At 59.4% G+C, this 19,534-nt stretch carries 18 protein-coding genes and 1 pseudogene; 13 read left to right on the top strand and 6 right to left on the bottom strand.

Going from position 1 to position 19,534, the window contains the following annotated elements; all coding sequences use genetic code 11:
- Positions 1 to 113: 113 nt before the first annotated feature.
- Positions 114 to 1,523 carry an amidase gene (locus tag LC334_RS14185; RefSeq protein ID WP_085801147.1) on the top strand — a complete coding sequence of 470 codons (1,410 nt, stop codon included), beginning with the start codon at positions 114 to 116 and terminating at the stop codon, positions 1,521 to 1,523.
- A gap of 66 nt (positions 1,524 to 1,589) precedes the next feature.
- Positions 1,590 to 2,363 (top strand): DUF2189 domain-containing protein, encoded by a 774-nt coding sequence (locus tag LC334_RS14180; protein WP_085801148.1) that lies wholly within the window; start codon positions 1,590 to 1,592, stop codon positions 2,361 to 2,363.
- On the opposite strand, the gene LC334_RS14175 is transcribed toward LC334_RS14180, so the two are convergent.
- The 4 genes from LC334_RS14175 to LC334_RS14160 form a co-directional block, all read right to left on the bottom strand.
- On the bottom strand, positions 2,360 to 3,544 hold the full coding sequence (locus tag LC334_RS14175; protein ID WP_085801149.1) for a vWA domain-containing protein: 1,185 nt from the start codon (positions 3,542 to 3,544) through the stop codon (positions 2,360 to 2,362). The genes LC334_RS14180 and LC334_RS14175 overlap by 4 nt on opposite strands.
- A 6-nt stretch (positions 3,545 to 3,550) precedes the next feature.
- Positions 3,551 to 3,721, bottom strand: a complete 171-nt coding sequence (locus LC334_RS14170) for a hypothetical protein (protein ID WP_176237715.1) — start codon at positions 3,719 to 3,721, stop codon at positions 3,551 to 3,553.
- 15 nt (positions 3,722 to 3,736) lie between these two features.
- The gene (locus LC334_RS14165; protein WP_085801150.1) at positions 3,737 to 5,092 is read right to left on the bottom strand and encodes a DUF2927 domain-containing protein; all 1,356 of its coding nucleotides are present in this window, start codon (positions 5,090 to 5,092) and stop codon (positions 3,737 to 3,739) included.
- Positions 5,093 to 5,212: 120 nt separating this feature from the next.
- Entirely contained in the window at positions 5,213 to 6,052 is an 840-nt protein-coding gene (locus tag LC334_RS14160; protein WP_085801151.1) for an AAA family ATPase, read from the bottom strand.
- 191 nt (positions 6,053 to 6,243) lie between these two features.
- Here LC334_RS14160 and dksA point away from each other — a divergent pair.
- A pseudogene (gene dksA / locus LC334_RS14155) lies at positions 6,244 to 6,604 on the top strand (RNA polymerase-binding protein DksA).
- A gap of 71 nt (positions 6,605 to 6,675) precedes the next feature.
- The gene (locus LC334_RS14150; protein ID WP_085801153.1) at positions 6,676 to 7,857 is read left to right on the top strand and encodes an FAD-dependent monooxygenase; all 1,182 of its coding nucleotides are present in this window, start codon (positions 6,676 to 6,678) and stop codon (positions 7,855 to 7,857) included.
- A gap of 38 nt (positions 7,858 to 7,895) precedes the next feature.
- Here the strand turns inward: LC334_RS14150 and xth are convergent, their stop codons facing one another.
- Positions 7,896 to 8,678, bottom strand: coding sequence for an exodeoxyribonuclease III (gene xth / locus LC334_RS14145; RefSeq protein ID WP_085801154.1), 783 nt, complete (start codon positions 8,676 to 8,678; stop codon positions 7,896 to 7,898).
- A 345-nt stretch (positions 8,679 to 9,023) separates the two neighbouring features.
- On the opposite strand from xth, the gene LC334_RS14140 reads away from it, so the two are divergent.
- The 3 genes from LC334_RS14140 to LC334_RS14130 are packed head-to-tail and all read left to right on the top strand — an operon-like array spanning position 9,024 to position 11,494.
- A complete protein-coding gene (locus tag LC334_RS14140; RefSeq protein ID WP_085801155.1) occupies positions 9,024 to 9,446 on the top strand; it encodes a DUF6749 family protein in 423 nt (140 codons plus the stop codon).
- Positions 9,447 to 9,500: 54 nt separating this feature from the next.
- Positions 9,501 to 10,577, top strand: coding sequence for a DUF6902 family protein (locus LC334_RS14135; RefSeq protein WP_085801156.1), 1,077 nt, complete (start codon positions 9,501 to 9,503; stop codon positions 10,575 to 10,577).
- Positions 10,574 to 11,494, top strand: coding sequence for a DMT family transporter (locus tag LC334_RS14130; RefSeq protein WP_085801157.1), 921 nt, complete (start codon positions 10,574 to 10,576; stop codon positions 11,492 to 11,494). The genes LC334_RS14135 and LC334_RS14130 overlap by 4 nt, the downstream gene beginning before the upstream one ends.
- Positions 11,495 to 11,522: 28 nt before the next feature.
- On the opposite strand, the gene LC334_RS14125 is transcribed toward LC334_RS14130, so the two are convergent.
- Positions 11,523 to 11,846, bottom strand: coding sequence for a HesB/IscA family protein (locus tag LC334_RS14125; RefSeq protein ID WP_085801158.1), 324 nt, complete (start codon positions 11,844 to 11,846; stop codon positions 11,523 to 11,525).
- Between the two features lie 79 nt (positions 11,847 to 11,925).
- Here LC334_RS14125 and LC334_RS14120 point away from each other — a divergent pair, with 79 nt between their 5' ends.
- The 6 genes from LC334_RS14120 (at position 11,926) to LC334_RS14095 (ending at position 19,532) form a co-directional block, all read left to right on the top strand.
- Positions 11,926 to 13,095, top strand: coding sequence for a deoxyguanosinetriphosphate triphosphohydrolase (locus LC334_RS14120; RefSeq protein ID WP_085801159.1), 1,170 nt, complete (start codon positions 11,926 to 11,928; stop codon positions 13,093 to 13,095).
- A 3-nt stretch (positions 13,096 to 13,098) separates the two neighbouring features.
- Positions 13,099 to 14,937 (top strand): cation:proton antiporter, encoded by a 1,839-nt coding sequence (locus LC334_RS14115; protein WP_085801160.1) that lies wholly within the window; start codon positions 13,099 to 13,101, stop codon positions 14,935 to 14,937.
- Positions 14,938 to 15,018: 81 nt separating this feature from the next.
- Complete coding sequence (gene argS / locus LC334_RS14110; RefSeq protein ID WP_085801161.1) at positions 15,019 to 16,764, top strand: arginine--tRNA ligase; 1,746 nt, start codon at positions 15,019 to 15,021, stop codon at positions 16,762 to 16,764.
- An 83-nt stretch (positions 16,765 to 16,847) separates the two neighbouring features.
- The gene (locus LC334_RS14105) at positions 16,848 to 17,747 is read left to right on the top strand and encodes an SPOR domain-containing protein (protein WP_085801162.1); all 900 of its coding nucleotides are present in this window, start codon (positions 16,848 to 16,850) and stop codon (positions 17,745 to 17,747) included.
- Complete coding sequence (gene nagZ, locus LC334_RS14100) at positions 17,723 to 18,751, top strand: beta-N-acetylhexosaminidase (protein ID WP_223413005.1); 1,029 nt, start codon at positions 17,723 to 17,725, stop codon at positions 18,749 to 18,751. The genes LC334_RS14105 and nagZ overlap by 25 nt, the downstream gene beginning before the upstream one ends.
- A complete protein-coding gene (locus LC334_RS14095; RefSeq protein WP_085801164.1) occupies positions 18,744 to 19,532 on the top strand; it encodes a segregation and condensation protein A in 789 nt (262 codons plus the stop codon). The genes nagZ and LC334_RS14095 overlap by 8 nt, the downstream gene beginning before the upstream one ends.
- Positions 19,533 to 19,534 lie beyond the last annotated feature (2 nt).

The raw sequence follows: 19,534 nt of genomic DNA, 5'->3' as shown, positions 1-19,534 counted from the left end.
GACTAGGATAGGGCGCGCTGTCCCTGCCATTCGTGCCTGGCGTTGCCCCGGAGTATTTGCGCAAGGAAGAAGCGGGGGCTTGTTTCCTGCCCGCGGGCAGCTAGCCTGCCTACATGACTGATATCCACGAGATGAGTGCCGACACGCAGGTCGCGTTAATGGCGCAAGGCAAGCTGAGCGCGGAAGAGCTGATGCGTGCAACGCTGACGCGGATCGGAGAGGTCAATGGCGCTCTGAATGCGATCGTGGCCCTGCGCGACGCGGATGAGCTGCTGGCGGAAGCCCGGGCAGCCGATCAGGTAAGCGGTCGGGGGGCGTTGCACGGGTTACCTGTGGCGGTCAAGGATCTGGCCGATGTCGCCGGGTTGGTTACCTCGGAAGGGTCACCTGTTTTTGCGGGCAAGGTGGCGAAAACCGATGCTCTGCATGTAGCGCGAATGCGCGCAGCGGGGGCGATTTTCATTGGTAAGACCAACACTCCGGAATTCGGACTTGGCAGCCACACTTTCAACCCGGTTCATGGCGTGACACGCAACCCATACGACGAAGGCCTGACATGCGGTGGCTCGTCAGGGGGGGCGGCCGTGGCATTGGCCAGCGGCATGGTCAGCATTGCCGACGGATCGGACATGATGGGTAGTCTGCGAAACCCGGCAGGATGGAACAATATCTACGGATTTCGGCCAAGCTGGGGGCGCGTACCGGCTGAGCCAGCCGGTGACATGTATTTGCATCGGCTATCAACCAACGGGCCGATGGCACGGTGCCCCGCTGATCTGGCGCTCTTGCTCAATGTCATTGCCGGGCCCGACCCGCGCCAGCCCGGTGTTTTTGCCGAGGAAACGTTCAGTGCCAAGGCAACTGATCTGCGTGGTAAACGGATCGGCTGGCTGGGAGATTGGGGCGGCGTATGGCCGATGGAGCCAGGCATACTCGATCTATGTCAGGCGGCCTTAAACGTGTTCGAAAAAGCCGGGTGCGAGGTGGAACTGGTGCCTATGCCTTTTTCGCGCGAGGCGCTGTGGGAGAGCTGGACAACCCTTCGGAGCTGGTCGATCTGGGCCGACTTGAAACCCCTGATGCAGGTGCCCGAGACCCACCGTCAGATAAAGGATACCGGCGTCTGGGAGGCCGAGCGCGGCGCGGCGCTGAGCGCTGAGCAGGTGCAGCAGGCGAGCGAGATGCGGTCGGCATGGTTCCGAACTGCAGCGGCACTTTTTGACAGATATGACGCGCTTGCGGCCCCGACGGCGCAGGTTTGGCCGTTTTCCGTGGACCAACCCTATCCGACCGAAATAGCGGGGCAGGGGATGGATACCTATCATCGCTGGATGGAACTGGTGATCCCGGCCAGTCTGATCGGTCTTCCCGCCCTGGCGGTGCCCGCGGGCTTTGGCACAAATGGCCTGCCGATGGGGCTGCAAGTGATCGGGCGATACGGAAATGATCAGGCGTTGCTGACGCTGGCCGAGACCTATCATCACGAAACGCTCTGGCCGCAGCGTCATCCACCCAAAAGGTGAACTGCACTTACATCTTTGTATGCGCCTAGCAACACGATAGCTTGCCAGAAAAAGGGGCGAACCTGCATGGATACAAAGCCTGAACCCGGCGTGCCCGACTTTGGCACCGTCAGCGTTGCGACATTACGCAAAGCGCTGCGGCGGGGCTGGGCAGATATGAAGCGGGCGCCCGGATACGGGGTATTTTTTGCAGGTACCTACGTGGTGTTGGGGCTGATCATGGCCTGGGTCACTTGGATAACCGGGCATAGTTACTGGCTGATCTTTGCCGCGGTCGGGTTTCCGCTGATTGGCCCCTTTGCCGCCGTGGGGCTCTATGAGGTCAGTCACCGTCTGGAACAGGGCGCACGGCTGGACATGACCGGGGTGCTGGGGGTGATTGCGCATCAGCGCCGCCGGCAGCTTCCGTCGCTCTGCGCGATTATCATCATCGTTTTCCTCTTCTGGTTCTTTCTTGCGCACATGATCTTCGCGCTTTTTCTCGGCCTGTCGACGATGACGAATATCTCAAGCTCCTATGAGGTGTTTCTGACCGGCAACGGCTTGGCGATGCTCGGTGTGGGAACTGTGGTGGGCGGCGCCTTTGCGCTTTTGACCTATATGATCACGGTGATTGCCCTACCGCTGCTTCTGGACCGGGAGGTGGATTTCGTGACCGCCATGATCACAAGCTTTCAGGTGGTGCAGCGCAACCCTGTGCCGATGCTTGTCTGGGCAATTCTGATCGCGGGCCTGAGTTTTCTGGCGCTGATCCCGGCCTTTATGGGATTGTTCATTGTGTTACCGCTTCTGGGCCATGCGTCGTGGCACCTGTACCGGTTGGCGGTTGAGGCCGCCTAGCGCACCAGTTCCTTCATGCCAACCTCGATCCCGGCAAGGGTCATTGGTACCATCCGGCCTTCGAATATCTCGTGGATCATCTGGATAGATTGCGTGTAGGGCCACGATCTTTCCGGCACTGGATTGATCCAGAGATGCGAGGGCCATTGCGCGCGGGCGCGTTCCAGCCAGATCTGGCCGGCCTCGGAGTTCCAGTGCTCGTTCGCCCCGCCCGGATAGGCGATTTCATACGGCGACATCGAGGCATCGCCCACGAAGATACACTTGTAGTCAGATCCGTAGGTGCGCAGGATTTCATCGGTGGGCGTTTGGGCGTCCCAGCGGCGGCGGTTGTCCTTCCACACGCCTTCATAGAGGCAGTTGTGAAAATAATAATGCTCGAAATGTTTGAACTCTGCAGCGGCGGCGGAAAAGAGTTCCTCGACCACCTTCACATGAGCATCCATCGAGCCGCCGACATCGAGAAACAAGAGCACCTTGACCGCATTGCGTCGCTCGGGGCGGGTCTGGACGTCCAGATAGCCATGTTCGGCCGTGGCGCGGATGGTGCCATCAAGGTCCAACTCATCCGCCGCGCCGTCGCGGGCCCAGCGGCGCAGGCGCTTCAACGCAACCTTGATGTTTCGCGTGCCCAGTTCTACCGAATCGTCGAAATTGCGAAACTCGCGTTTGTCCCAGACTTTGACGGCGCGCTGATGGCGGCTTTCGTTCTGACCAATGCGGATGCCTTCTGGATTGTAGCCGTAGGCGCCAAAAGGCGAGGTGCCTGCGGTGCCGATCCATTTGTTGCCGCCCTGATGGCGGCCCTGCTGTTCTTTCAACCGTTCTTTCAGGGTTTCCATCAGCTTGTCGAAGCCGCCGAGCGCCTCGATTTCGGCTTTCTCTTCGTCTGAGAGGTGTTTCTCGGCCATCTTGCGCAGCCAGTCCTCGGGCAGATCGACCGCGTTCATGACCTGCTCGGCGGTGATTGCCTCTAACCCTTTGAAACTGGCGGCGAAGGCGCGATCGAACCGGTCGATATTGCGCTCATCCTTCACCATCGCCGCGCGGGCAAGATAGTAGAACCCTTCGACATCATAGGTAACCAGCCCGGCACCCATACCTTCGAGAAAGGTCAGGTATTCGCGCAAGCTGACCGGAACGCCAGCGCTTCGCAGGTTATCGAAGAAGGGCAGGAACATGCCCTGTCACACTGCAGCGGCGCGGTGGATCAGCAGCGTGACAAACAGCCCCGCAAGCGAGAAGATCAGGAAGTAGACAAAGGCATATTGCAGAATATCCGCCAGACGTCCCTTGCGACGCCAAGCGATCGTGGCACCGGTAACGACACCCAGAATGGCCCCCAGAAGTACGATCATGGATTACCCGTTTGGTTAGTTGCCCGCGCCGACCACGGTGAGTTTGCGGCGCTTCGCCCGAACCACCCAATCGGCGCCAAAGCCGTAGCGCGCCCAGCCCAAACTGTCCAGACGCGTAGCACGCGCCTCGTTCCGGCGACCAAGCAGATCATAGGCGTCGGCCTGCAAAAGCAGGAGATTGGCAAGCAGTGCTGCGTTTTCATGGCGTTTTGCTGTGGCCAGATGAGGTTGAACAAAAGCAAGTGCCCGGCGGCCATCGCCCCGGCTGATCGAGGCTGCTGCGAGGTGCGCTGCCGAATGCGCCCGGTGCAGGGCGGTGCCCGGCATCCGGCGATAAAACTGTTCGGCGGTCATGAATTGCTGGCGGGCGGCTTCGGGGTTGGAATTACGCAGAATGCGACCAAGGGCAAAATGGCTGAAAGCGCGGCGGTGATCGTGCCAGCCTCTGGTCGTGGCGATGCGTACTGCTGTCTGCGCCGCTGAAAGGCGCCGACGTTCGCCCGCGCCGGGGCCAAGGGCGGTCTGGATCGCAGATACCCAGGCACGCGGCGTGGCCGGAGGATAGGTTGGTGCCCGGTGGTTTCCCGATGGATTGAGCCGGGAAAGGATCGCGGGCAGCCGGGCCGCGACCTGATCACGGGTCATGCCTGAGCGAAGCTCCGGTGCGTAGTGAATTCGCAGGATCAGCATGTCAAAGCCGGTCAGCACCGTGTGCACGTTGTCATCGTTGAAAACGCTGTCGGGCAGACGGTAGAGGTCATTTAGCGGACCGATGGCCTGAGCCAGTTCTTCGTGCAGGCAATCGCGTGCTTCCTGAGGGCTGGCATCATTGGGCAAGAAAATCGCGAGCTTTTCGCGGGTGCGCAGTTGCGACCAGCTTGAAGCGCCTCGGAAACGGGCGGAGCGATATTCGGAAAGACTTGAGATGTTTGGCACAACGAAACAGGCGGCCTTGGGCAGGTAGCGCTGGATCTGGGCGCGAGTAACGGCCTGAATGGTGATGTTCGCTGACGGCTTCGTACTGCGCCGGATGTTAATGCCCGCTTCGCTACGCAACCTGCCGATCAGCCGGTTCAGATCGGGGATCAGTGTGGGTGGTGGCGACCCGGTGACACGCACGGTAATTGGATGTTCGAATCGCGTGAAAACAGGCAGCGCACGACCCGATTCAAGGGTGAAGGCCAGGTCGAGGAAATCACGCTGAATGTCGCGGTTTGATCGGGACGGCGGCGTCGGGCGGGAGGTTGAAAATCCCTTCATTGCAGGCAAGGTAACCGGTGAGCCTGTAGCGGCGCGTGTGGGCGTATCACGCACCGGCGCCGCGGCGCAGGCGCCGAGCATCAAACATAGTGAAACAGCCAATAGACGCATCAAGAACCTCACACCAGCAACCTTGGCACTATATACCGAGTTGAAATCGGATCAACTCTGTGCCCTAAACAGTGGAATTATCTTTAATTTGCGTCGGTAATTTGGCCTAGCTGTGACAGTTTAGCGTTGTCGGCGGGCCATGAAGGCCAAACGCTCGAACAGATGTACATCCTGTTCGTTTTTCAGCAGCGCCCCATGCAGTTTCGGCAAGGCATCGGCCCCGTCGCGCCGCAAATCATCGGTGGTCAGGTCCTCGGCCAGAATCAGCTTGAGCCAGTCCAGCACCTCGGAGGTCGAGGGTTTTTTCTTCAGTCCGGCCTGATCGCGGATCTCGTAAAACTGCGTCAGGGCGGTTGTCAGCAGCGCATCCTTGATGCCCGGATGATGGACATCGACAATGCGCCGCATCGTTTCCATATCTGGGAAGCGGATATAGTGAAAGAAACAACGCCTCAGGAAGGCGTCGGGCAATTCTTTTTCGTTGTTGGAGGTGATGATCACAATAGGGCGGTGCCTGGCCCGGATCGTTTCGCCGGTCTCGTAGACGTGGAATTCCATCTTGTCGAGCTCCTGCAAAAGGTCGTTAGGAAACTCGATATCGGCCTTGTCGACCTCGTCGATCAGAAGCACGAGCTTGCTGTCGGCCTCAAAAGCCTGCCACAGCTTGCCTTTGCGGATATAGTTACGCACGTCATGCACACGCTCTTCGCCCAACTGGCTGTCGCGCAATCGGCTGACGGCGTCATATTCATAAAGACCCTGCTGCGCTTTGGTCGTGGATTTGATGTTCCATTCCAGCATTTTCAGACCCAGAGCCTGGGCCACCTGACGCGCCAGCTCCGTCTTGCCGGTACCCGGTTCACCTTTGACAAGCAGCGGGCGCTCCAAAGTGACCGCAGCGTTAACCGCAATTGTCAGATCTTCTGTGGCGACGTAGCTGTCCGTGCCTTGGAATTTCATTCTTTATCAACCCTTTTCATGGCATTTTGCCTGCGTAGCAGACCGCACCCTAGCGGCAACGACAATTCACATCAATGGCGCGTGATTGGCTAGTGACAATCCTATTTTGCGGGTGTAAACGCAGCACATTGGGGTGCCACCTGTCTGAGGAGAGTATCATGCCGGACACTGGCCTTGATAAGGGAGAAGACATGAAAGCGGAAACTTTTCTGCCTGATGATTATCGTCCTGCCGAAGACGAACCTTTTATGAATGAGCCGCGACACGATCGAAGCATTGCAGGATGGCACACGCGCGATCCCTGATGTGGCCGATCGTGCAAGCGAAGAAACTGATCGCGCGCTGGAACTGCGCACGAGGGATCGTCAGCGCAAACTGGTTGCAAAGATCGACAGCGCCCTGCGGCGGATCGACAATGGCGAATACGGCTATTGCGAGGTCACCGGGGAACCTATTAGCCTCAAACGGCTGGATGCCCGTCCGATCGCGACCATGAGCCTTGAAGCACAGGAGCGTCATGAGCGGCGCGAGAAAGTGCATCGCGACGATTGATCGCGGGTTGGCTGCAGTAAAGAACTACGCCGGGGCTTTCGCTTCGGCGTTTTTCGTTTCAGTAAAGTAGTATGACGCTTCAAGGCAAACAAATCAGCGTGATCGGCGCTGGCATTGGCGGATTGGCCGTGGCACGGGCGCTGGCATTGCGTGGTGCGGATGTGACGGTGCTTGAACAGGCTGCGAAGATTGCCGAGATCGGCGCCGGGCTGCAGATAAGCCCCAACGGGTTTGCAGTGTTGCGGGCCCTCGGACTGGCCGAAGCATTGGGCGCGGATGCGGTTCAGGGCAAGGCGGTCAGCCTGCGGGATTATCGCAAGGGTGAAGTGCTGCGGCTGGATTTGACCCGTCTGGACAATCATGACTATTACTTTGTACACCGCGCCGACCTGATCGACGTGTTGGCTGAGGGCGCGCGCGAGGCGGGTTGCAAAATCAGGCTGTTGCAAAAGATCGATACGGTTGAACCCGGCAGAAGGTCGGGTGACAGGCCTTGTGTCACGCTTGCCAGTGGTGCTTGTGTCGAGGCCGATCTGATTGTCGGGGCTGATGGCCTGCATTCGCGGGTCCGGCAGGTGCTGAACGGCACCCCAGCCCCTTTCTTTACCGGCCAGACCGCATGGCGCGCGGTTATTCCCAACAGATCGAACCGCGGCCCCGAGGTGCAGGTGCATATGGGTCCTCGGCGGCATGTGGTGAGCTATCCGCTCCGCAGTGGGGAGCTCCTGAACGTCGTCGCCGTACAGGAGCGCGCGGCCTGGGCTGCCGAAAGCTGGAGCCAGGAAGATGATCCGGCCAATATGCGTGCCACTTTTGCGGATTTCGGCCCCGATGTGCGGTCGATGCTGGCGGATGTCGAGAAAGTTCATTTCTGGGGCTTGTTCCGGCATCCGGTCGCGCAGACCTGGCATGGCGGCCGGACAGTCCTGTTGGGCGATGCCGCGCATCCGACCTTGCCGTTCTTGGCGCAGGGCGCTTCGATGGCGCTGGAAGATAGCTGGGTGCTGGCGGATGCCCTGTCGGAAACGGACGATACGGATCAGGCCTTGCAGGCATATCAGAAACGTCGCGAGGCCCGCGTGCGCCGCGTGGTGACCGCGGCTACTGGCAATGCGCGCAAATATCACCTTTCGTTTCCACCGTTCCGTTGGGCGGCACATCTGGCGCTAAAGACGGGCGGCACACTGGCGCCGGTTCGGATGATGCAACAATTTAATTGGCTTTATAACCACGACGTCACCCGCAAACTCTGAGAGTTCCAGAGCGAAAATAATCTTAACTTACTCAGGTCTTATACGTCGAGATCGACCCAGATAGGTACGTGATCCGAGGGTTTTTCGCGAGCGCGGATTTCCTTGTCGATCTGGCAATCCCTCATCAAATCCGCCGCTTGCGGCGTCAGCAGGAAATGATCAATGCGGATCCCGTCATCACGGTTCCAGGCCCCGGCCTGATAATCCCAGAATGTATAATGGCCCGGGCTTTGTATCCGGGCGCGGAATGCGTCGGTAAAGCCCAGATTCACAATTCGCCGAAAGGCGGCACGACTTTCCGGGCGGGCAAGTGCATCTTCGCGCCAGACCTCGGGACGTTTGGCGTCATAATCCTGCGGGATGATATTGTAATCCCCGGCCATCAGAGCGGGTTCTTCAGTCCTCAACAGCTCCGCCGCCCGCGTACGTAACCGTTCCATCCATGACAGTTTATAGTCGTATTTCGGTCCGGGTGCCGGATTGCCGTTGGGCAGATAAAGACCGCAGACGCGCAGGGCGGTCTTGTTGCCCATCACGCTTGCCTCGATCCAGCGCGCCTGTTCATCCTCATCATCGCCGGGCAAACCGCGCACCACATCTTCAAGCGGATATTTCGACAAGATCGCGACCCCGTTGAAGCTTTTCTGACCGTGGGTTTCGACCTGATAGCCCTTATCCTCGAACAGCTCGCGTGGAAAATTTTCATCGACGGATTTGATCTCCTGCAAGAGCACCACATCTGGTTCCGCCTCGTCCAGCCAGTCGGGCAGGGCCTGAATACGCGCCTTGATCCCGTTGATGTTGAAGCTGGCAATTTTCATCCCGTATCCCCTCGCGTTCGCTCCGGTCATCTATCGCGCAGGTGGCCCGGTCTGACAAGGGTGGTGTCGTCTGATTCTCGGCGTTGATTCCGGTACGGACGAAAGTGGTGATTCGCAGTTAAGTCTGTGGATAAGTCGTTGCTGTTGGCTCGAAATTACTGTTGACAAAATAATATTGTGAAATTTTTTTAGGAAAGATTCCTGCGGAGTTTTCAAAACCTTGGCTAGCTAAATCGGGCGTGTATTTACTGCTGGACACTCGGTAAACGAGTAAAGTGACTTGGCAAAACACGTTTTAAGTGCAAGCGTTTTTGGGCTGCATTCACACAAACTGGGAGACCAAAAATGTCTGCTTTACGCAAAGAAGTATCTGTTGTCGAAATTACCAAAACCTTAAGCCAACCCAGCCTGCATGGCGGTGAGGCGGTGGAGGCTTTCACCTCGTCTATGGGACCTGCCACCACCGCCCTGACCGGGCATGGGGAAGGGGTTGAAATGTTCACCTCATCCATGGGCCCGGCGATTACCTCAGACGCCGGTCTGGGCGACGCGGTCGAGATGTTCACTTCATCGATGAGCCCTGCCGCGGTGGCGGAGGCGGGCACAGGTGACGCTGTAGAGATGTTCACCTCGTCAATGGGTCCGGCGACTGCCGCGACGACGAAAACCGGGGACGCGGTCGGAAGCTTCACCTCTTCGATGGCGCCTACGCTGGTGGCAGATACCACAGATGGCGACGGCTGCGAAATCTTCACGTCGAGCATGTAACCCATCTTCCGGAACGGGGCTTCGGCTCACTTTCCTGATCAGGAGATCAGCGACATGACCAATGTTATCAGGCTGAATACCCCGTTCCGGCAACACAGCGCGGCCGCCCGTCAGGCGGCCCTGCTGAAACTTTTTGCTAAGCATCGTCGCGTCGGAGATGACGTATTTTGGCTGAAGGAAAACGCCGAGGCGCTGAATATCCTGGAATGTACCAATGCAAGGCTAGAGGCGGATGCCCTTGCTGCACACGAGCATTTCTACGAAGCAATTGAACAGCGGATGGAGTTCTTTCCACAATATTACCGATTTTTGCTATCGATATGTCTTGATCTCGAAGATCTGGGCGTGCCGGGTCGCAAAGGTGACCATCTGGTGCGTTGGGTCGCTAGCCAGAATCTGGTCGAGGCGGAGCTTTCTGATCTGCAACGGGCCGAAGCGCGCCGGCTGTGTCTGCGGCGTGGCGTTGACCCTCTGAGGGGCGACGAGGGGTTGGATGACCGGCTGCGCCGGTTTGCACGGCAGTCGCTGACCTTCGCGATGCCCAACAAAAAGGCAGCTTACGAACTGACCCATATTGTATTCTATCTGTCAGAATATGGCCGTGTCGATCCGCAGTTGGAGGACCGGTTCATCCAAAGTCTGAATTTCGCGGGCACGCTGGCCCTGCTTGATCTGAATGTCGATCTTCTGTCAGAAATCTGTATCGCGCTGCGTTTTGCCGGACAACGCCCGCCCGAGATATGGGAGAACTGGCTGCTGGCACAGGCGCGTAGTTTTGCGCTGCAAGACGATGCCGAGGCGACGGTTCAGGATGATTATCACCAATACCTGATGATCAACTGGTTCATGGCCGTGTCCGGGAATGGCGGTTTTGGTGATAATATCCCCTCGGGGCGTGTCACCTTTCGCCAGCCACGCCCCTCGGCCCTGCCGCTGCACGAATTGTCCGAATGTGTCTATGATATGGGTGATGCGCGAAGCGATGATTGGCAGGCGATGCGGGGCGCGGTTTCGGCCCAGCTTTCCGAGGAAGCGCATACAGTGCTGACAGCCGCCGAGGCTGCCAACGAAAATTTTGATGCCTTTTTTGCCGGGTTCGCCCGGGTTGCCTTGCGAGGGAGCGAGCTATGAACAGACGCCTCATCATGGGCCCGGTTACCGCAGGCGTGGCGCTGACAGCGCTTTATACGCTTCTGATCTCAAGCGCTGATGCCATTACCAAGATGTTCGCGGCCACCTATGCCGCGCCGCAATTGTTCGCGCTCTCCGGTGGTGTCGTGGCGTTACTGAGCGTGCTTGCAAACCGACGTGGCGGCGCGCCGCGTGGCATGCGCACCACCTGTCCGGGGGCGATGGCCGTGCGGGTGCTGGCGACACTGACCGCCACGATTGCATTCTTCTATGCGTTTCGATTGCTGCCCTTCGCTGAGGTCTTTCTGTTCATCGCGCTTATACCGTTGCTTGCGGCGCTGATGTCCGGCCCTGTTCTGGGCGAGTCCGTGCGCCCGCAGGCATGGGCTGCGCTGGCGCTTGGCGCTGTGGGTGTAATGTGCCTGTTCCCCAGCGGTCCGAGTGCGATCGGGACGGGGCATCTGGTGGCCATGACGGCTGTGGTATTGGGCACGGTTTCAATGATTGCGTCACGCTATATCGGACAACGGGATGACAATCTTCTGGCACAGGTTTTCTATCCCAATCTCGCTTTGATGCTGGTCATGGGGGCGGCGTTGCCCTTTGTGTTCCAGGCAATGAGCCTTGCCGATCTGGGCTGGGCGCTGGCGTATGCCGTCTTTCTCTTCGGCGCCCGCTGGGTGCTTGTGGCGGCGCTCCGGATGCTGCCCGCCTATGTGGTGACACCGTTGATGAACCTGCAATTCCTCTGGATGGTGGTGATGGGTGTCGTGATCTTTGGCGAAACGCCGGGGCCGATGGTGTTTGTTGGTGCCGCTATCATCATCACCGCCAGCGTGTGGTTGATCTTGCATCAGTCAATGCCTAAACCAGCAGAGCCGAAACCAGAAAAACCACAGATAATCCCTGCAGAATAAGGTTAAGATATATCCTTAACCAACTTATTTACATGGAAAAAGACGTACCACACCCACACGAGCTGCTAGCGTTTGGATTGTCGATCACGAAGCGCGCGCCAATCAGCTCTTCGGTGAAATCTATCGTTGCGCCTGCAAGAAACGGAAGCGAAATGGAATCAACCACCACCTTCTGGCCTTGACCCTCAAGCACCAGATCGTCCTTGCCGGGCGCATCCAGTTTGATCTCGTATTGAAACCCCGAACAGCCGCCACCCTCGACGGCAACGCGCAGTGCCCGTCCCTCATCGCCCGCGCCGATATCGGCAAGGCGGGAAAAGGCGCGGTCCGTGACTTTGGGCGGCAGGTTCATTTCAATTGTTCCAAGCGGTTTCTAATAGCGTCGCACTACAATATATGGGCACAAGGAACAGGCGACAAGGATATCCCGTATGAAAGCGCCCTATGCCTCGGACCCCGATCAGTCGCGGGGCCGATTGGTTGCGGAAGAAGAAAGCGCGTTTCGGTCCTGTTATCAGCGGGATCGTGACCGGATCATCCACTCCAGTGCTTTTCGCAGGCTGAAACACAAGACACAGGTTTTCGTGGAGCATGAGGGGGATTACTTCCGCACGCGCCTGACCCATTCTATCGAGGTCGCGCAGGTGGCGCGCACGATTTCCGGCGCCTTGAAACTAAACGGTGAACTGACCGAAGCCGTGGCGCTGGCGCATGACCTGGGTCATACTCCCTTCGGGCATACGGGTGAGGACGCACTGAATGCGCTGATGACGCCCTATGGCGGGTTTGATCATAATGCTCAGGCGGTTCGCATCGTGACCGCGCTGGAACGGCATTACGCCGAGTTCGACGGGCTTAATCTAACCTGGGATACGCTGGAGGGCATTGCCAAGCATAATGGGCCGGTGACGGGCAGTTTGCCCTATGCGCTGGCCGATTATGATGCGCTGCACGATCTGGAACTGCACACCCATGCCAGCGCCGAAGCGCAGGTGGCCGCCCTGGCGGATGATATTGCCTATAATAATCATGATCTGCATGACGGGTTGCGCGCAGATCTGTTTTCCGAGGCTGATTTACGCGCCCTGCCGATCATCGGCCCCTGTTACGCGGCGGTAGAGGCCAAATATCCCAGTCTTGATTCATATCGCCGACGGCACGAGGCGCTGCGCCGCGTCTTTGGGGTAATGGTCGAGGACGTGATCACCACATCCTCGGCGATTTTGTCCGACGCCGCCCCTGCGGATGCCGCCGCTGTGCGCCATCTGGGCCGTCCGGTGGTCCGCTTTTCGGACAGGCTGTGGCAGGAGTTGCGGGTGATCCGCGATTTTCTTTTCGCACGGATGTATCGTGCGCCCAGCGTGATGGAGATGCGAAAGCATGTCACTGTGGTGGTGGAAGAGCTGTTTGCTTTTTATCTGAAGAAACCGGAACATTTGCCCGAGCAATGGCGTAAGGACATTGAACGCGCAAAAGACGAAACCGCGCTGGCCCGTCTGGTCAGCGACTATATCGCCGGGATGACCGACCGGTTTGCATTGCAAAGCCACAAGCGTCTGCTGGGTGGCTCCGGCGGTGCCGGAGAACGAGGGGAAGAGTAGGGTATGGCGTTAGAAACAGCGGCAGGCATGCCACCAATCATGGGGTTTGCGCTGGTCGGCGCCCTGGGTGTCGGGGCCCAGTGGTTGGCCTGGCGGCTGCGGATGCCCGCCATCGTTCTGATGCTGCTGGCTGGGCTGGCAGTCGGCCCCGGCCTGGGTCTTTTTGATCCCGAGCGTGACATTGGTCCGCTGATGCAACCCATGATCGCCATTGCCGTCGCGATCATCCTGTTTGAGGGCGGTTTGACGCTTAACCTCGAAAGCCTGCGGGGAGCTGCCGAAGGGGTTCGGCGGTTGATTTTTCCGGGCGCGCTTTTGGGCTGGATCGGCTCAGCACTGGCGCTGCATTATGTTGCCGGGTTGGGCTGGGCTTCGTCAGCGGTGTTCGGTGGCATCATGATTGTGACCGGCCCGACAGTTATTGCGCCGCTCCTGCGTCAGGCTCGGCTGCGCAAACGCCCGGCGCAATTGCTGCAATGGGAAGCGATCGTAAACGACCCGATCGGCGCGCTTGCAGCGGTGCTGGCGTTCGAGTTGGTGCTGGTGATGCAGGCCGCTGAAAGCTTTGGTGACGCGGCCTTCGACATGATCAGCGGGATTGTGGTGGCGACGGCGATGGGGCTGGCGGCCGGCTGGGCCCTGTCCGAGGCGTTTCGCCGGGCCTATGCGCCGGAATACATGAAGGTGCCGGTACTTTTTGCCGTTCTGTTGGGCGTTTTCGCGTTATCGGATTACGTGCTGCATGAAAGCGGATTGCTGGCGGTGACAGTCATGGGCATCTGGATGGCGAACGCCCACCTACCCAGCTACACCGAATTGCGGCGCTTTAAGGAACACGCCACGGTTCTGCTGGTCTCGGGCGTGTTTATCCTGTTAGCGGCGTCGATGGATCTGGAAACCCTGTCTCGACTTGACTGGTGGTCGGCGGCGCTGGTGCTGATGGTGATATTCGTCGTGCGGCCGGTGACCGTGATGGGTGCGCTTGCCTTTTCCAACGTGCCGTTTCGTGAACGCCTGTTGGTGGCCTTTACCGGCCCGCGCGGGGTCGTGCTGGTGGCCGTTGCGGGATTGTTCGGTGAGCGGCTTGTTTCAGCAGGGATCGAAGATGCGGCTTTGCTTGCGCCGCTGGCATTTGCGCTGGTCGCCGCCACCGTTGTGCTGCACGGGTTCTCGCTGCGCCCGATGGCGCGCATGCTGGGGCTGGCAGGGGGCAATACGCCCGGTGTCATCATCGTCGGTGGGTCGCAATTCTCGACCTCGCTGGCGCAGGCGTTGTTAAAACACGAGGTCGAGGTGCTTATAGTCGATGGCAACAGGGGTCGTCTGAGCAGTGCCAGAGAGGCCGGCGTGCCGGTATTCTATGGCGACATCCTGTCTGAGGCGGCTGAACATGGCGTCGAGATCATGAGCTTTGGCCGGATCGTCGCCGTCAGTGACAATGAGGCCTACAATACGCTGGTGGCAACCGATCTGGCGCCGGAGTTCGGGCGGGAAAATGTGTTTCAGCTGAAACAGGCCAAGCAGGAGAAACGGCGTCATGCGCTACCGCCGACACTGGGCGGGCGGCCCTTTGCCGCTGGGATGAGTTTCCTTGAGATCGCGCGGCATATGCGTGACGGGTGGTCGGTCAAATCAACAGCTCTGACCGAGGAGTTTACCCTGGAGAACTGGCGCGAAACCAACCCCGACGCGGCGCCACTGGCCGAGCTTGACGATCAGGGTGCGCTGCGCCTGCTTGACGAAAATGCCAGGCTGAAGGCCGAGGCGGGAACGCGCCTCTTTTGGCTCGGGCCGGTAAAGGAGAAGTTCGCAGAACGGACCGCGTCTGAAACCACGGACTGACGGGCCTTTGTCTGGCAATGACGCGTTGACGCCCGGGCTGTCAGTGGTAAACCGGCGCGCGACGCTGGAAGGAATGTTGCGATGAATGTGTTCACCGAAATCCGGGAACTGGTGCTTGAGATGCTGGCGACGCTGCAGGCGGACGGCGTGTTGCCCGAAGGTGTGCCATTTGACAATGTGGCGGTCGAGCCTCCGCGCGATGCAGCCCACGGCGACATGGCCACCAACGCGGCGATGGTCCTTGCCAAGCCTGCCGGTAAAAAGCCGCGCGATATCGCCGAGGCACTGGCTGCCAAACTGACGGCGGATGATCGCGTCACCAGTGCCGAGGTTGCCGGTCCGGGGTTTCTGAACCTGCGGCTGGCTCCTGCGATCTGGCAAAAGGTTCTTCGCGCAGCGCTTGAGGCCGGAGATGACTTTGGTCGCTCGGCCATGGGGCAGGGGGCCCGTGTCAACGTCGAGTATGTCAGCGCCAACCCCACCGGGCCGCTGCATGTGGGCCACACCCGTGGCGCGGTTTTCGGCGATGCGCTGGCCAGTCTGCTGGACTTCACCGGTCACCAGGTGACGCGCGAATATTACATCAATGATGGCGGGGCACAGGTCGATGTACTCGCCCGGTCGGTATATCTGCGCTATCTCGAAGCGCACGGGCAAGCCGTGGCGTTCGAGGATGGCACCTATCCCGGCGATTATCTTATCGCCACGGGGCAGGCGTTGAAGGACAAGGTAGGCGATGCTTATGTCGATCAGCCTGAAGATGTTTGGCTGGCCGAGGTGCGCGAATTCTCCACCGATGCAATGATGGATTTGATCCGTGCCGACCTGAAGACGCTTGGCGTCGAGATGGACGTGTTCTATTCGGAAAAATCGCTTTACGGCACCGGCAGGATCGAACAGGCGCTGGAAACGCTGGATGCCAAGGGGTTGATCTATGAAGGCGTGCTCGAGCCGCCGAAGGGCAAGAAACCCGAGGATTGGGAGCCGCGCGAGCAGACGTTGTTCAAATCCACCGAGCACGGCGATGACGTGGATCGCCCGGTCAAGAAATCTGACGGTAACTGGACCTATTTCGCCCCGGATATCGCCTATCATTTTGACAAGGTATCGCGGGGATTTGACGCGTTGATCGACGTGTTTGGCGCTGATCACGGCGGTTATGTCAAACGGATGAAGGCAGCCGTCAGTGCGCTCAGCGATGGCAAGGTGCCGCTTGACATCAAGCTGACGCAACTGGTGAAGCTCTATAAGGATGGCGAGCCGTTCAAGATGTCGAAACGCGCGGGTACTTTCGTGACTTTGCGCGACGTGGTCGATCAGGTTGGCTCGGACGTGACCCGCTTTGTCATGCTGACCCGTAAGAACGACGCGCCGCTTGATTTCGATTTCGACAAGGTGCTGGAGCAATCCAAGGACAACCCTGTGTTCTACGTGCAATATGCGAATGCACGGGTGAATTCGGTTCTGCGCAAGGCACGTGAGGCCGGTATTGACGTCACCGAGGCAACTCTGGGTGCTGCGGATCTGGACCAACTGGCCCACGAGGCTCAGATTTCCGTCGCCAAGAAGGTGGCCGAGTGGCCGCGCCTGGTGGAAATTGCTGGTCGCACGAACGAGCCGCATCGGGTGGCGTTTTACCTCTATGACCTGGCCAGTGAATTGCACGCACTCTGGAATCGCGGGCATGACGAACCTTCCCTGCGCTTTCTGGATGACACCGATGTGGCGGGTACCCAGGCGAAAATCGCGCTGGCGCGTACCGTAACCGTTGTTATTTCCGCTGGTCTTGGTATTCTTGGGGTAACTCCGGCAGAAGAGATGCGCTAGATCGCACGAGAACAATCGCCGGGGATGAGGCAGATCATATCAACCCCGGCCGCCGTGGTGCGCCGGTGGACGCGAGGCGAGACATGGCACAGGTTCAAGGCATGCAGCAGATGGCTGCGCCATCACGGGCACAGGTACTCAAGAAGCTGACCAATCTTATGGGGGCGCTGATTTCAGTTGGCCTGCTCGCAGGCATTGGTGTTTGGGGATACAAGCTGCTGATCCGCGACGTCAGCGGCGTGCCGGTGGTGCGCGCCGCAGATGGTCCCATGCGGGTGCAACCCGAAGAGCCGGGCGGTGAACAGGCCCTGCACCAGGGGTTGGCCGTAAACGATGTCGCCGCCGATGGCAGCGCCGCGGCCCCGGCGGAACGACTGGTGCTGGCTCCGGAACCGCTGGAACTGTCGCTTGAAGATGCGCCTATTGCCGAGCTTGCACAAACCGGGCACGTGACGCCCGCCGCTGAAGCCGGAGAACCGGTTCCCGACCCTGTCGAGGAAGACGTGGTGCAGTTTGCGTCGGTCGATGCATTGGTGGCGCAGATTGTGAAGGACGTCGAACCGCTGGAAGATCTGCCTGCGCCCGCGGCGGCAGAAACCCCGAAAGTCGAAGGCGGGCTGGGCACGTCATTGAGACCACATATCCGACCGGTATCGTTGCAAACCAGTGCCCCGGTCAGAACGGTTGCTGAGGTTTCGGGAACATCGGATGTCGATCCCGCGACGATCCCGACAGGCACGAGGCTGGCACAGCTTGGCGCCTTTGAAAGCGCCGAGATCGCGCGCAGCGAATGGGACCGTCTATCAGGCAAGTTCGGCGAATATCTGGAAGGCAAGAACCGGGTGGTGCAGAAAGCCAAAAGTGGGGGGCGCACCTTTTACCGTCTGCGGGCCATGGGGTTCGCTGATCTGAGCGATGCGCGACGCTTCTGCTCGGCTCTGGTGGCGGAAAACGCCGAGTGTATCCCCGTGGTGACCCGTTGAGCCGATACGGCGCGACGATCCTGGATGCGGACGGCCTGCGGCTGTCAGCGGCGGAAAAGGCGCTGTTCCGGTGGGCGAACCCGTTTGGTTTCATCCTCTTTGGTCGCAATATTGAAAGCCCGGATCAGGTGCGCGCGCTGTGTGACGAGATGCGCGAATCCGTGGGGCGGGACGCGCCGATCACCATAGATCAGGAAGGCGGGCGGGTGCAGCGGTTGCGCGGCCCCACGTGGCGCGAGTGGCTGCCGCCGCTTGATCACATCACCGCCGCCGGCGATGCAGCGCCGGAGGCGATGTATCTGCGCTACCGCATCATCGCGGATGAACTGCGCCGTCTTGGTATCGACAGCAATTGCGCGCCGCTGGTGGATGTGGCGGGCCCCGCGACCCACGAGTTTCTGAAAAACCGCTGTTACGGGTTTGATCCAGACAGCGTCAGCCGGATCGGGCGCGCGGTAGCCGACGGTATGCTTGACGGTGGCGTGCTGCCGGTGCTGAAACACATTCCTGGACATGGGCGCGCGGTGGTTGATAGCCACCTGGACTTGCCGGTGGTTAGTGCCGATACGGCCTCGCTAGCCACTGTCGATTTCGCACCCTTTCGCGCGCTGAACGACCTGCCGATGGGGATGACCGCGCATCTGGTCTATGACGCGATCGACACGCGTCCTGCCACCACCTCGCCGGTGGTGATGCGGTTGGTTCGTGAAGAGATCGGGTTTGCCGGTCTGATCATGACCGATGACATCTCGATGAAGGCCCTGAATGGGTCGCTGAGCCAGATCGCACAGGATTCTTTAGCGGCGGGGTGCGATGTGATCCTGCATTGTAACGGCTCGCTCAACGAGCGGCGCGACGTGGCCGAGGCCGCCGGGCAGATGAGTGAACTCGCCCAAAAGCGCGCGGAAAGCGCATTAGCGCAGCGACGAGCCCCGGATGAGGTTGACATTCCCGCCCTCGAAGCAAAGCTGGGCGCTTTAATCGGCGGGCTTGGACATGTCTGACAACACATATGACAACGTAAGCAGTTTCGACAACGTAGCCGACCGCATGGCCGCCGAAGCGTTGATCGTGGATGTGGACGGGTTTGAAGGTCCGCTGGATCTGCTCTTGATGCTCAGCCGCACGCAAAAGGTCGATCTGCGCAAAATATCGGTGCTGGAACTGGCCAAACAGTATCTGGGCTTTGTTGAAAAGGCCAAGGCGCTGCGCATTGAACTTGCGGCGGATTATCTGGTGATGGCCGCCTGGCTCGCGTTTCTGAAATCCCGCTTGCTGTTACCTCCCGATCCGACCGAGGAGGGGCCGTCGGGCGAGGAGTTGGCCGCTCATCTGGCCTTTCAGCTCGAACGCTTGCAGGCGATGCGCGAGGCCGCCGCCAAACTGATGGCGCGCGATCGTCTGGGGCGCGACTTTTTTGCCCGTGGCATCCCAGAGGACGTGACACGCATCAAACGGGTCACTTATACAGCGACGCTGCTGGATCTGATGCAGGGTTATGCGCGCATCCGCACTAAGGACGAGTTCCGCCCCTTCGTGATGGATCGCGATGCTGTTTTCACGCTGGAACAGGCGCTTGAACGGATGCGCGGGCTTATTGGCTTTGCGGGCACCTGGACGGATATCTCAAGCTATCTGCCGGATGGGTTTACCACCGATCCTGCGCGCAGGCGATCGGCGACAGCTTCCACCTTTGCGGCGTCGCTTGAGCTGGTTAAGGAAGGTAAGGTCGAAATCCGTCAATCCGAGGAATTCGCGCCAATTCAAGTCAGGCGCAAGGATTAAGA

Source organism: Roseovarius aestuarii (assembly GCF_019966515.1).
Lineage (GTDB): Bacteria > Pseudomonadota > Alphaproteobacteria > Rhodobacterales > Rhodobacteraceae > Roseovarius > Roseovarius aestuarii.
Note: the sequence above shows the minus strand (reverse complement) of the source record. Positions and strands in the feature narration are given on the sequence as shown.